This is a genomic window from Mesorhizobium sp. M0904 (assembly GCF_040319475.1).
Classification (GTDB): domain Bacteria; phylum Pseudomonadota; class Alphaproteobacteria; order Rhizobiales; family Rhizobiaceae; genus Mesorhizobium.
Window position 1 is genome coordinate 1 of record NZ_JAMYOC010000034.1, and the last position, 13,471, is coordinate 13,471.

Sequence of the window (13,471 nt, forward strand, 5' to 3'; positions counted from 1 at the left end):
AGGTCCGCGATGCTCTGATGCGCGATCGCGAGGCGGCACGCTACAACGCCGATCGGGCGTTCCGGCAATACGACGCCATCGATCCCCAGAACCGGCTGGTCGCGGCGGAACTGGAGTTGCGATGGAACCGGGCGCTTACGCGTGTCGGCGAGATCGAGAGCAGGATTGCCGCGCATGATGCCTCGACATCGGAGCCATCACTTCTGTCGCCAATAAACGTCACCGCGCTCGCCGCCGATCTCAAGGCTGTGTGGGCGGCGCCGACGACGGATGCAAGGCTCAAGAAGCGCATCGTTCGCACCGGCATCCGGGAGGTGGTCGCCGATATCGATGACGAAGCGTCAGAGATCGTTCTCCTGATCCATTGGCTTGGCGGCGTCCATACTGAACTGCGCCTGCCGAAGCGGCGCCGTGGACAGCGCAACAGCACGTCCGGCGATATCATCGCGGCCGTCCGCCAACTGGTGCTCATCGCCAATGATGATCTGATTGCCGGCATCCTCGGTCGCCAGGTTCGTTAAGCTTGGCGCATCCGGGCCACGGGCACCGGGAGCACGCAAGTGCGGGCAGGCCGTCGAATGCAGATGAACTGCGAGTTCGAGCACGTTATCTGGCCGCCCTACGACTCGCCCGGATGCGCTGCGAGCGCGGATCCGTATTTGTCGTGTTGCCCGCTGGCTCCCTGTTCGTGACCAACGATGGAGGGAACCGTGCGTATTATCGGCATGGACATACACCGCGTAACCGCCGAGGTCGTGTCGTTGCTTGATGGCGAGATCGTCAAGCTCGGCCGGGTTCAAATGCTGCGCAATAAGCTCGAGGAGTTCGCCAGGAAGGAACTCACCCACGATGATCATGTGGTGATCGAGGCGACAGGCAATGCTGCGGCCGTCGCTGAAGTGCTGTCGCCCTACGTCGATCGGATCGTGATCGCCAATCCCAAGCAGGTGCACATGATCGCGCACGCGAAGGTGAAGACTGACACGATCGACGCCACTGTCCTTGCGAAGCTCTACGCTTCGGGCTTTCTGCCGAGGTTTGGGTTCCGGATCCGGGGACCCTTACCCTCCGAAGACAGGTCACCAGGCGGACACAGCTGGTTCGCCAGCGTTCGCGGCTGAAGAACCTGATCCAGTCGATCCTCCACGCCCACCTGATCCCGCCGTGTCCGCATGGGAACCTCGTCGGGATCAGCGGGCGCAAATGGCTGACGAGGCAAATATTGCCTGCGGATGAGCGCGCCGCCATCGTTGCCCGGCCTCGACGCCACCGTGGCTGCGAGCGTTGCCGCGGCAATCGGCGACATACGGCGCTTTAGCGATCCACAGAAGCTCGTCGCCTATCTTGGCCTCAATCCGAGCGTGCGGCAGTCCGGTGAGGGGCCAGCTTATCACGGGCGCATCCACGAAGCAGGGCCGCGGCCATGCGCGGGGAATGCTGGTTGAGGCGGCATGGGCGGCTGTGCGCTCGCCCGGACCTCTGCATGCCTTCTCCAAGCGGATCGCCTCGCGCCGCGGGAAACACATCGCGGCTGTCGCCACTGCGCGCAAGCTCGCGATCATCATCTGGCACATGCTGAGCAAGCCATACCGACTACATCTGGGCCCGGCCGGCCTTGCTCGCCCGCAAGTTCAGATCGGTCGAGCTGCGTGCCGGCCTTCCGACCAGCCATGCCAGACGCGGCACCGCCTTCGACTACAACATCCCGGCCAAGCGCGCCGAAGAACGATCTCGGGTCGAGAAGGCGGAAGCTGCCTACGCAGCAGCGACTTCCCGATGGCGAACGAGGCCGAAGAGGCAGGAGGCTGTGGAAAAAGCTGCCGAATGAGAAGAAGGGGCTATTCTACAACATCCGTCTGCATCGGCTTGCCGGGCGCAATGCAATGCCATTCGACGCGGTTCTGATCCGCCCAGGCGAGGATGGCGTTCGAGGTGAACTCGCTGCCGTGGTCGGAGACGATCATGCCTGGCTTGCCGCGCTGGGCGATCAGTTCCGTCAGCTCACGAGCGACGCGCCTTCCGGAAATCGACGTGTCGGGTATCTGAACAGCACGATCGGCGGACTGAAGCCATGACCCCGGTCGTTCGCAGACGATCCCAGTGTTCGGCGGGGAAGTCATAGAACGCCAGCAACGTCTCGCGATCCTTCTTCAGGCAGTCGACCGCGTTGTCGTACTTCACGCCGTATTTTCTCGGTGAACACATCGATCACCATTTCGGCTGCTGCCTGTTGTAGCTGACCGACCCGAAGCACCGACCGCCAACCCCAGCAGAATCACCGGTCTCCCGCAGGGGACACAGCGATACCCCCCTGCTGAGTCAAGATCTTAGGCCGCTCTGAGCTTATCTCAAAACCAGATGGCAACGATACGCAAACTGAATTTGACGTAGGTCGCCGCGCGACTATTCATAGACCGAATGAATGCTCCTCTCGGTATTCATCTATCAGACAAGCGCGGACGAACAGCGCGCAAAAAGGGGAATTGAAACATGACAATCTCTCGACGCGATCTTATGAAGGCGAGCCTGGCTGCCGGAGCGGCTATGTCGACTTTGTCGGTCCCCTCGGCCTTGCGGGCGCAGACGGCGCCAACCGCCGCCCGAACGGTCCGCATGGTCAAATCAAGCGATCTCAGCACCTACGATCCGATCTTTTCGGCGGCTAACATCACTCAAGAGCATGGCATGGCGATTTACGACACGCTGTTTGCGCCCGACGCGAAGTTCATGCCGCAGCCGCAAATGGTCGGGAAATGGGGCGTTTCCGACGACAAGAAGATCTATACATTCGAGCTACGGGAGGGGCTAGGCTGGCATGATGGCACGCCCGTCACCGCGGCGGACTGTGTTGCCTCGATTCGTCGCTGGGGCGAGGTGTCGGCCGGTGGACAAATGCTGATGGCGCGCGCCAGTTACATCTCGAAGAAGGACGACAAGACCTTTACAATCGCACTCAAGGAGCCGATGGGGCTTCTACTCGACATCTTAGCGACGCCTATCGGCCCGTGCCTGTTCATTATGCGTGAAAAGGACGCCAATCTGCCGGCAAGCGAGCAGGTCACTACAAATATCGGTTCGGGGCCCTTCAAGTTCAATGAGGCGCTCGCAAGGCCGGGCGCAAGCTTCACTTATGATCGCAACGAGAAATACGTGCCGCGTAAGGAGCCTTCCGACGGATTGGCCGGAGGGAAGGTCGTCAAGGTTGATCGTGTCGTCTGGGAGAATATCCGCGATAAGCAGACCGCTTTAGCCGCCTTGCAAGAAGGTGAGATTGATTACTTTGAGGAGCCGTCCGTTGATCTTCTCTCGGTCATCGAGAGCGACCCCGAACTTGTATTGGAAGTGCTGAACACGTCGGGTTATGATATGTACCTGCGTATGAATTGTCTGCAGAAGCCGTTCGTTAATGTGAAGGCGCGCCAGGCAATGCTCTATCTGATTGATCAGGAGGCGTTCATGCGGGCCGCAATTGGCAACCCCGAATATTTTAAGACGGTCACCTCGTGGTTTGGAAATGGTACACCCTATACAAACGACGAGAATACTGGATGGTTCAAAAAGGGTGGCGATCCGGAAAAAGCTAAGCAGCTTTTCAACGAGGCCGGCTATTCCGGCGAGAAGGTCGTCATTCTCCAGCCTACGGACTATCAGTTATTCGGCAATGCCACGCAGTTCCTTGCGGCCGAGCTGCGGAAGATTGGAGTGAATGCCGAGCTCGCTCCGAGCGACTTGGGTGGAGTTCGCAAGCGCCGCGCGAAAAAGGACCCCGTCGAAACGGGCGGCTGGAGCATCTTCATTACGTCCGACTCCGATTATTCACGCGGCGAGCCTCATACCAACGTCACTATGACGGCCAATGGCGAGAAGGCCTGGTACGGCTGGCCTAAGAACGATGAATACGAGTCCCTCCGGGCCAAATGGGCGGATGTCGCAACGCTCGACGAACGCAAGTCGCTCGCTCGCAACATGCAAAAAGTGTATTGGGATTCCGTCGGCACCGTCCTGTTGGGTCAATATTTCGCACCAACCGTGCGCCGGAAGACGCTCACCGGGCTCATCGGCATGCCAGATATATTCCCGATGTGGAACATGCAGAAAGCCGAAGCCTAGTGGCTGCCTACATCCTTCGTCGAATGGTCTCGGCCATCGCTGTCATGGCGATGGTCGGGATTTTCGTCTTCCTGCTTCTCAGGCTGGCGCCCGGCGATCCGGCAGACATCCTCGCCGGCGACACGGCGACGGAAGAAATGGTCGCCAACATCCGTCAGCAGCTGGGACTCAACATGCCGCTGCCGGTTCAATTCGTAAATTGGGCCCTCAGCATCCTGAGCGGCGACTTCGGGACGTCAATTTTCTCTCAGCGCCCCGTTCTTGAGCAAATTTCACTGCGGCTGGAACCGACCATTTCCCTTGCACTGCTGACGATGTTCGTGTCGGTGACGATTGGGGTCTCCCTCGGCATTCTTGCCGCGTGGCGGGCTGGCCGTCTTGTTGATCGCGTCCTGACAGCATTCGCAGCGATTGGCTTCTCCGTCCCAGTGTTTGTCGTCGGGTTCTTTCTCGTATACTTGTTCGCTATCAGGATGCATTGGCTACCAGTCCAAGGATACCGGCCTATCAATCATGGCTCCGGGCCATGGCTTATGCACCTGATCCTCCCGACGGTTGCCTTGAGCGTCCCCTACCTTGCCTTCATAGCCCGGATCACACGAGCGAGTATTCTTGAAGTTCTGTCGGAAGATTATATGCGGACGGCTGTTGCCAAGGGCGCTTCCTCCTACGCTTTGCTTTTCCACCACGCCCTGAAGAATGCTGGCGCCCCGATCCTGACCGTCATCGGTATAAGCTTCGCGTATCTAATCGGCGGCGTTGTGATCATCGAGACGGTGTTCAACATCCCTGGTGTCGGTCGCCTCGTCGTCGATGCGATCAACAACCGCGACTATCCCATCATCCAAGGCGTGCTCATCCTCGTTTCGGGCCTGTACGTCCTGATCAATCTCGCGGTCGATCTTTCTTATACCCTGGTCGATCCCCGCATCCGGTACTGACATGACGTTTCTCTCCGCTCCCGTTGACGCCGTGCCAGTGGGCCGACTGCAGCTCTCCGATGTTCCCCGTATGGCAAGGCGGCATCCACTGATCTTTGTCGGCGGGGGCCTCCTGGCGCTTCTGATCGTTCTGGCGCTCGCTGCACCGCTTTACGCAGGCGATCCCCTGAATATGGACCCGTTCAACCGTCTTCAGCCGGCCTCCGCCGCGATGTGGTTTGGCAGCGACGATCTCGGCCGTGACGTGTTTGCGCGAACGGTGTTCGGCGCCCGGCTCTCGCTGATGGTGGGACTGACGACGGCGGCGAGCGCCTCTCTGTGCGGAGTTTTGATCGGCATACTCGCCGGCTACATTCGCCGCTTCGACAATATCATCATGCGGTTCATGGACGGCCTGATGTCGATCCCGACGATCCTGCTGGCCATCGCGCTTATTTCCCTGACTGGCCCCGGGATCGGCATCCTCATCGTTGCCATTACGATCCCCGAGACACCAAGCGTCACGCGGCTGGTTCGTTCGGTGGTTCTGGGGGTTCGCGAGCGGCCCTATGTGGAGGCGGCGATCTGCGGCGGTGCGCGCCTGCCGAAGGTGCTGTGGCGGCATGTCCTGCCGAGCACCATTCCAGCACTTATGGTCCAAAGCGCCAATGTCTGCGCCAGTGCGATTTTGACAGAAGCCGGGTTGAGTTTCCTGGGTGCCGGCGTGCCGCCCGAGATCCCGAGCTGGGGCAACATGATCGCCAGTTCGCGCCTCTATCTCGGTATCGCCCCGATGACAGTCTTCGCCCCCGGCATCTGCCTTGCCGTCACGGTCCTGGCCGTCAACCTGCTCGGCGATGGCTTGCGCGACCTGTTCGACCCCCGCTCAAAGCGGAGGCGCTGATATGCAAATACATACCAACATTGGAAAAGACGTGCTCCTCGAGGTTCGAGAGCTCGAGACACACTTCTTCGGCGAAGAAAGTGTCACTCGTGCGCTAGGCGGAATCAGCTTCCAAGTGAAGAAAGGCGAGACGCTCGGTGTGGTCGGGGAGTCGGGATGCGGCAAGAGCGTCACCGCGCTTTCCATTCTGCGTCTGCTCCCGAAGCTTAATGCCAAAACCGTTGGCGGCGAGATCCGCTTTCACGGACGCGATCTCCTTGAGCTTTCCGACCGGGAGATGCGAGCGATCCGCGGCAACCGGATCGCCATGATTTTCCAAGAGCCCATGACGAGTCTGAACCCGGTCTATACGATCGGCCGCCAGATCGCCGAGGCGGTGCAGATCCATAGCAATGCCTCCAGGGCAGAAGCTATGGCCCAAGCTCAGGAGATGCTCCGTCTCGTCCGCATCGCCGACCCCGAGCGTCGGGTCAACAACTATCCGTATGAGATGTCGGGCGGCATGCGCCAGCGCGCCATGATCGCCATGGCGCTGGCCTGCTCACCGGAACTATTGATCGCCGACGAGCCTACGACTGCGCTCGATGTCACCATCCAGGCGCAGATCCTGCGGCTTATCGTCGATCTTAAAGAGCGTACCGGAACTGCGGTGATGTTCATAACTCACGATCTCGGCGTTGTCGCGGAGACGTGCCAACGCGTGATCGTAATGTATGCCGGCCGCATCGTGGAGCAAGCCAACGTAATTGATCTTTTCGCCCGGCCCTCGCACCCCTACACCCAAGGGCTGATGCGCTCGGTGCCCGATCGGCGGCGCGGTCGGCAGCGTCGCCTGCCGGAGATCCCGGGCATCGTGCCAAGCCTTCGCGAGCCCATTGTGGGTTGCACCTTTGCGCCTCGCTGCCCGTTCGTGATAGACATTTGCCGCGAGAAGACGCCCGGTCTGCGTGATGTTAGGCCGGGCCACGCAGCGGCTTGCTGGCGAGCGGAAGAGGTAGTGGGCGCATGAGCGAGCCATTGCTGCAAGTCGAGAATCTGACGAAGCATTATCCACTCGCCTCGGGAATCTTCAGGAACACACTCCCAGTGATCCGGGCGGTGGAGAATGTATCCTTTTCTGTCGAAGCGGGCGAGACGCTCTGCATCGTCGGCGAATCCGGCTGCGGCAAGTCCACCATCGCGCGGCTCTTGATGCGGCTCGTGGAGCCGACGGGCGGGCGCGTGCTGATCGACGGGACGGACATCGCAGGTTTGAAGAGGGAAGCGCTTCACGCGTGGCGTCGTCGGATGCAGATGGTCTTCCAGGATCCCTACTCGTCGCTGAACCCGCGTCTCACGGCTGGACAGATCATCACTGAACCAGCGGAGAATTTCGAGCGTCTCAGTCGGGAGCAACGCAACATGCTCGCTGCAGACCTCCTCCAGAAGGTCGGAATGTCGCCCGAGATGATGCATAGGTTACCGTCCGAGTTGTCAGGTGGTCAGCGCCAACGGCTTGGTATCGCGCGGGCGCTGGCGCTCCGGCCTTCGCTCATCATCGCCGACGAAGCGGTGTCAGCCCTTGATGTGTCAGTTCAGGCACAGATCTTGAATCTGCTGCTCGATCTCCAACAGCAGATGGGCATTGCCTTCGTCTTCATCTCGCACGACTTGGGCGTTGTGGAGCATATCGCGCATCGCGTCGCGGTCATGTATTTGGGGCGGATCGTGGAGCTTGCGTCCTGCGAGGTGCTCTTCGCCCGGCCGGTTCATCCATATACCGAGGCTCTGATCGCGGCGGCACCTGTGCCGGATCCCACACGGGTTCGGTTGCAGCCGCCCGTTGAGGGCGAGATGCCAAGTCCCATCAACCCGCCTACTGGATGCGCGTTCCACCCGCGTTGCCCGCTCGCCGTCGAGCGCTGCCGCATCGAAGTACCGCCTTTGGTGCCGATGGCAGACGGGCGCGTCGTGGCCTGTCATGTGCGCGCTCCGGCCACAGACGTTCCGGGCCAGCCGGATGTGGCAGCCAATTCTTCGCCACAGACGATAGCAGGTCTGGGCGTGTTGTAATCCTCGGAGGTATTCGGACAGCTGCCGCATGGGCCGACAACGCGCGATGCCGGCTAGACGTCTGCGCTAGCAATCGTCCTAGCAACTGTTGGAAAGACGGAGATCATGGAGAAGGTTATGACAGAACTTGGCTGCGTGCACATGTCGACAATGTGGCGTTGGAGCGGCTGTCTATGCCTATGCTCGAATTCAGTGGACAGCAATATCTCGACGGGCGCGCGTCCGATCCGAATGAACTCGGCTTGATGCGCGGTGCGCCGCCGGCCAATGAAAAGCGCATCGTACTCGAGGGCGACAAGTTTTTCGAGTTCCCGCACGTCCGTTGGTCGCTGTCGCACATGCGCGAGCTTGTGCCGACTGCGAACGTGCGGCGCGGGCGCCAAGGGCCGTCGCCGCTTGATCGCAGCGACAGGGCCGCCGACCTTGGCGAGGTCACCTTCGCCGACATTGATGGCGCACTTGGCGCGTCGATGATGCGCTTTTCGACACCTACACCGATGGCATCCTAGTGCTACATCGCGGGCGCGTCGTCTATGAGCGCTACTTGGGCGCGCTTGAGCCAAACCTGCCGCATGCGTGCCACTCAGTGACGACGTCGTATGCGGGCACTCTGTCGCAGCGTTCGCGCACGAAGGTGTGCTCGACGACGCGACGACGATCGCGCACTACCTACCCGAATTGCGCAGCTTTGGTATGGTGAAGAAATGCAAGGCTGCACTGCGCTCTGCGTACCCGGATAGCAGTTCGGCGCGCACCGCATTCTATCTAGCCGCTTACATGTAGAGCGGCGCCCGACCCCGACGAGTAGCAGCTCTCGAGGAGGAATGGGGGCGGCCCACCGTGTTCATGGGGTCAGGCGGATCAATTCCTATTGTCTCTTCACTGATTGCCTTCCGATTGGCTTCGGATTGGATGATGATCGTATCCACTCTCAAAACGAAAAGTACAATGTAAAATGCTTCCAAAAAGGCGCACGGAGCTGGGCCAGAATCATCGAACGGCTGGCCCGCCCTGCCTAGTCTTACTGAGTCAAGTCGCGGCTGCGAGGGGATTCCCGCTGGTCGCGGATTTGTTAGGGTGCTGCTTCGTGATCAGGGAAGCGCCCCGCCATGCCCGACTGGACAGCCGAGAGTGAAGCCGCGTTCGATGCCTATGTCGAGGGGGGATCGGCCACGCCGACCGAGCTGAGCCGCTGAAGGATTATTGCCTCGGACTTCTGATGCCGATAGGAGCGCAAGAGCGTGGAGCCGTTGGCGGCCGTCACGGCGCCGTCGCGGGTGTCGGCCAAGCATCAGTCTCTGCTGCATTTCGTGGGACAGGCGCCGTGGTCGGACGCGGCCTTGCTAGAGCGTTCTGTTTTTAGGTAGATGCATATCCGGCGTTCTTGATGTAGTTGGCGCATTCCTGCGGCGTGTAGTGATCGAGGATCTGGCCGATGGCGGCAGTGACGGCCTCGACGGTTCGCGCAGCCGCCTTGCGCAGAAGCGTCTTGAGCTTGGCGAAGACCTGTTCGATCGGATTGAGATCGGGAGAGTATTTGGGCAGGAAGATCAGCTTGGCGCCGGCCGCGCGAATGGCTCGGCGGACGGCCTTTGCCTTGTGCGAGCCAAGGTTGTCCAAGATGACAATGTCGCCCGGCTGGAGCGTTGGGACGAGAACTTGCTCGACGTAGGCGAGGAAGCGCTCGCCATTGATTGGTCCATCGAACAGGCAAGGTGCAGCGATGCAATCATGGCGCAGCGCTGCGAGGAAGGTCGTGGTCTTCCAATGGCCGTGCGGCACCTTGTCGACAAGCCTTTCGCCGCGCGGTGCCCAGCCATGGGTGCGTGTCATGTTGGTCTTGGCCCAGGTCTCATCGATGAAGACCAGCCGGGCGGGGTCGATCCGGTTCTGATAATTGTGCCATTGGCTGCGGCGGCGGCTTACGTCCGGGCGGTCCCGTTCGCGCGCGACCAGCGTCTTTTTTTAAATGTGATCCCCTCGCGCCGCAGAAAGCGGCTCAGCATTGAGGTAACGGCCTTCACGCCGCGTTCAGCCAAAAGGCGGCGGCTCAATGCTTCCAGCGTGATGTCGGGTTTGTCCGCCCGTGCCGCCTCCAGGAAGTCGCGGTGCGGCTTGAGCGCGGAAGGCCGATGGCCGCCCGTGCCCACAGGCTTGCGGCTGCCCGTGCACTGCCAATGCTGCAGCCATTTGATCGCCGCTGAGTCACTGACCCCGAACCGCCGCGCCGCCGCACGCCGGCTCATCCCTTCCTCGACTGCTCCGATCACACGATCCCGCAAGTCCTGCGAATATGATGAAGCCATCCTGGCTGGCCTCCTTCCCAGCCAGAAGGTTGAATCTGGAGGGTTCTGTGTAGTCGCGGGCGCGATTGGGCGGACACGCACGGGTCGCGACTACATTGAAGCCTGATTGAACTGAACCGCGGGATGGCGGGCGGCTATGGGGATTTAGGGCTCGACCGTGTGTCCGAGGCGCCGGAGCGGGCTCGCCGATCGCTCTTGAGCGGTCGCCCGTTGTCGCGATGCAGGACCATCTGCGACGCGAGAGACGGCGCCATTGGGTCGTTGACGCTGAGGTGCAGCGTTGCTGGCGACAGCCGGGCTGCGACTTTGACTAGCAGCGCGCAAAGGCCCGGCGGCGACTGTAGCAGACGCCGGGATGGCCGGTGCGAGCGTGTCAGTGCGCAGCGTGTCATGAGAAGCTATGCGGGGGAGCGGCGAGGTGGCACCATCGTCGTACGATCAACCCGAAGGATAGACTATCATGTCCAAAGTCGACGATCTCAGCCGATCAATCACTGTATTGGATCAAGCTCGCACTGTGCTCGTCGTTGTAGAAATGAGTCAAAATAACTGGCTGGTGGCCGGAATGCTTCCCGGCGTTCAGCGACACCCCCTCAAGAAACTCGATCCCGATCCCAATGCATTGCTCGGTTTGATCGCGCGTTGGCGATCGGAGGCGGAGGCTGCGGGCATGCCGATAGACCGGGTCGCGCTGGCCTTCGAGGCTGGGCGAGACGGCTTCTGGCTGGCCCGGTGGCTGCAGACGCGAGGCATAGACGCTCACGTCATCCATTCAACCAGCGTCGCCGTGAACCGTGAACACCGACGGGCGAAAACCGACAGGCTAGACACGGCCATGCTGATGCGCGTGTTCCTGGGTTGGCTGCGTGGCGAGCGTGGCCACTGCCGCATGGTGGCGATCCCATCACTGGCGGAAGAGGATGCCAAGCGGCCGAGCCGCGAGCGGGAGAACCTGGTCAGCGAGAAAACGCGGATAGTCAATCGCATGAAAGGGGCGCTGGCTCGGCTCGGCATCCGTGGCTTCAAGCCCGAGCTTCGCCGGGCGCCGAAGAAGTTGCCGGACCTGCGCACTTCGGAAGGACAGCCGCTTCCGCCGAATATGCTGGAAGAGATGCGGCGCGACATGGCTCGGCTTGCGGTGGTGCGCGATCAGATCACGACGATTGAAAAAGCCAGAATTGCCCAGCTTGAGCAGGCGCCCGCGTCGGGGTATAATGCAATGGTTGTGCTATTGGCGCGCGTGATTGGTGTCGGGATTGAGACAGCCGACATGCTGGTCCACGAGGTGCTTAGCCGCAACCTCAGAGACCGGCGCGCGGTGGCGCGTTACGCCGGTCTGACAGGCTCCCCCGACGAGAGCGGATCTAAACGACGCGAAAAGGGGTTGGCCAAGGCAGGCAACGCCCGGGTGCGACGCGGGCTGATCCAATTGGCCTGGCGCTTCCTGAGATTCCAAAAGAATAGCGAACTGACGCAATGGTTCCAAGCACGAGCGGCACAGGGCGCCCGCAAGACGACGATGATCGTGGCGCTCGCACGCAAGTTACTCATCGCGCTCTGGCGATTGGTTACCGTCGGCGAAATCCCGATGGGCGTCACATTGCGCCCGATGAACTGAACACACTGCAGGGCGCCTGACGGATCAACCGCCGTAATGACGCCCGCGCGTATCGATTCGAGGTGGCGGTGTCCCGATGGACACCATGGCGTTATTTGCCGTCATGAGAATGGGCCCGCCGCCTCGGAGCCTTGCTGCTGAAGCCAATGACTGCTTCATGGTCCGGGTCTTTTGCAGACCCACCGAATACAAGGTTGCGGCGTAATGCGATGCGCCCAAAGGCAGGCTCCCCTCGAATTTGATGCTCGCGGACCAATGCACAAGGCAGTGACCAACCGTTCTGTTATGGCTATCCTGACCGCTTTACCGCGAAATCAGTGAAGGCCCCTTGACAACGAAATCCCCATACAAGGTGTCTGGCCAGGTCGGGGCCTTGCGCGGGATCGGGCCGAGCGTGGCCATGGCGCCGCCGCAGCCCGGACAGATGTCCAGGGAGCGTCCTGTGAGACAGCGGTAAGGCTGGCGATAGTCGGCGGTCGGGTACGGCGGCGGCGGCGTGGGCGCTGCCAGAAGAAGACGGCACTGGGCGAGTTTGGCGACGCGGTGGCCGTTGGCGAGGAGGCCGTAATGGCGGATGCGATGGAACCCGTCTGGAAGAGCGTGCAGCAGGAAGCGCCGGATGAACTCGTCGGCGCTTAAGGTCATGAGCTTGTGCTTGGACTTGTCGTGATGGCGATAATCCTTCCAGCGGAAGCTGACCTTTCCCTGGTCCAGGCTCACGAGGCGGCTGTTGGCGATGGCGACGCGATGGGTGTAGCGACCCAGATAGGCGAGAACCTGTTCGGGACCACCGAACGGAGCCTTGGCGTAGACGACCCATTCGATCCGCTTCAGTCCAGCCAGCTGGGCGCAGAAGGTGGCAGGGTCGGCCAGGCTGGCAAGATCGCTGAAGAAGCGAAGCTGGCCGGCGTCGAAGGCGTCCTGAGGCGCTCTAGGAATAGCCGCCTGAACAGTCGCGACAGAACCCGCACGGGCAGGAAAAATCCCGGCCGGCAGGCGATCCATCGCTGGTCCCCGGCCTTCGCCGTGGCAGGCTCGAGCGACAGGCCGCCGCCCGGCACGACGCAGTGGACATGCGGATGATGGTGGAGATTTTGACCCGAAGTATGAAGCACGGCGACCATGCCGATCTCGGCGCCCAGATGCCTTGGATCGGCTGCCGCCGCCCTCAAGGCTTCAGATGCGGGGTTGAACAGGATCGCATAGACCGCTGCCTTGTTCTGGAAGGCGATCTCAGTGATCTGGGCCGGGACGGTGAAGACCACGTGGAAGTATGGGACCGGCAGCAGCTCAGCCTGCCGCTCGGCCAGCCACTGGGCGCGGGCTAGGCCCTGGCACTCAGGGCAGTGGCGGTTGCGGCAGGAATTATAGGCTTGCCGCACGAGACCGCAGTCGGTGCAGTGTTCGGCGTGACCGCCCAGGGCCGCGGTCCGGCACGCCTCCACCGTGGCCATGACCCGGCGCTCGACACGCCCGAGATGGCCGGCATGGTCGCGGCGATAATCAGCCCCGTGACGGTGGAATACATCCGCCACTTCCAGATCCGGGCGCATGGCGCGCG

At 61.3% G+C, this 13,471-nt stretch carries 8 protein-coding genes and 6 pseudogenes; 11 read left to right on the forward strand and 3 right to left on the reverse strand.

Going from position 1 to position 13,471, the window contains the following annotated elements:
* Positions 1 to 521, forward strand: a pseudogene (locus tag NKH80_RS27630) (recombinase family protein); the annotation flags it as partial.
* 189 nt (positions 522 to 710) lie between these two features.
* Positions 711 to 1,828: pseudogene (locus NKH80_RS27635) on the forward strand (IS110 family transposase).
* A 13-nt stretch (positions 1,829 to 1,841) separates the two neighbouring features.
* Here NKH80_RS27635 and NKH80_RS27640 read toward each other — a convergent pair.
* Positions 1,842 to 2,094 (reverse strand): annotated as a pseudogene (locus NKH80_RS27640) (DDE-type integrase/transposase/recombinase); the annotation flags it as partial.
* Between the two features lie 396 nt (positions 2,095 to 2,490).
* Here NKH80_RS27640 and NKH80_RS27650 point away from each other — a divergent pair.
* From NKH80_RS27650 to NKH80_RS27685, 8 genes and pseudogenes are all read left to right on the forward strand, one after another.
* Positions 2,491 to 4,110 (forward strand): ABC transporter substrate-binding protein, encoded by a 1,620-nt coding sequence (locus NKH80_RS27650; RefSeq protein ID WP_352994878.1) that lies wholly within the window; start codon positions 2,491 to 2,493, stop codon positions 4,108 to 4,110.
* Positions 4,110 to 5,051 (forward strand): ABC transporter permease, encoded by a 942-nt coding sequence (locus NKH80_RS27655; RefSeq protein ID WP_352994881.1) that lies wholly within the window; start codon positions 4,110 to 4,112, stop codon positions 5,049 to 5,051. The genes NKH80_RS27650 and NKH80_RS27655 overlap by 1 nt, the downstream gene beginning before the upstream one ends.
* Before the next feature lies 1 nt (position 5,052).
* Complete coding sequence (locus NKH80_RS27660) at positions 5,053 to 5,934, forward strand: ABC transporter permease (RefSeq protein ID WP_352994884.1); 882 nt, start codon at positions 5,053 to 5,055, stop codon at positions 5,932 to 5,934.
* A gap of 1 nt (position 5,935) precedes the next feature.
* The gene (locus NKH80_RS27665) at positions 5,936 to 6,943 is read left to right on the forward strand and encodes an ABC transporter ATP-binding protein (protein ID WP_352994886.1); all 1,008 of its coding nucleotides are present in this window, start codon (positions 5,936 to 5,938) and stop codon (positions 6,941 to 6,943) included.
* Positions 6,940 to 7,986 (forward strand): ABC transporter ATP-binding protein, encoded by a 1,047-nt coding sequence (locus NKH80_RS27670; protein WP_352994888.1) that lies wholly within the window; start codon positions 6,940 to 6,942, stop codon positions 7,984 to 7,986. The genes NKH80_RS27665 and NKH80_RS27670 overlap by 4 nt, the downstream gene beginning before the upstream one ends.
* Positions 7,987 to 8,159: 173 nt before the next feature.
* Positions 8,160 to 8,495: a hypothetical protein gene (locus tag NKH80_RS27675; protein WP_352994890.1), complete on the forward strand. Its 336-nt coding sequence runs from the start codon at positions 8,160 to 8,162 to the stop codon at positions 8,493 to 8,495.
* Between the two features lie 301 nt (positions 8,496 to 8,796).
* Positions 8,797 to 9,005 (forward strand): annotated as a pseudogene (locus tag NKH80_RS27680) (hypothetical protein); the annotation flags it as partial.
* Positions 9,006 to 9,095: 90 nt separating this feature from the next.
* Positions 9,096 to 9,332 (forward strand): annotated as a pseudogene (locus NKH80_RS27685) (transposase); the annotation flags it as partial.
* Between the two features lie 13 nt (positions 9,333 to 9,345).
* Here NKH80_RS27685 and NKH80_RS27690 read toward each other — a convergent pair.
* Positions 9,346 to 10,292, reverse strand: a protein-coding gene (locus NKH80_RS27690; protein WP_352994893.1) for an IS630 family transposase whose coding sequence is annotated in 2 segments (ribosomal slippage) — positions 9,346 to 9,951 and positions 9,954 to 10,292 — 945 coding nt in all. Because the reading frame shifts where the segments join, the coding sequence is not laid out codon by codon here.
* Between the two features lie 460 nt (positions 10,293 to 10,752).
* Here NKH80_RS27690 and NKH80_RS27695 point away from each other — a divergent pair.
* Positions 10,753 to 11,910: an IS110 family RNA-guided transposase gene (locus NKH80_RS27695; RefSeq protein ID WP_352613659.1), complete on the forward strand. Its 1,158-nt coding sequence runs from the start codon at positions 10,753 to 10,755 to the stop codon at positions 11,908 to 11,910.
* Positions 11,911 to 12,213: 303 nt separating this feature from the next.
* Here the strand turns inward: NKH80_RS27695 and NKH80_RS27700 are convergent.
* Positions 12,214 to 13,463: pseudogene (locus NKH80_RS27700) on the reverse strand (IS91 family transposase).
* Between the last annotated feature and the right edge of the window lie 8 nt (positions 13,464 to 13,471).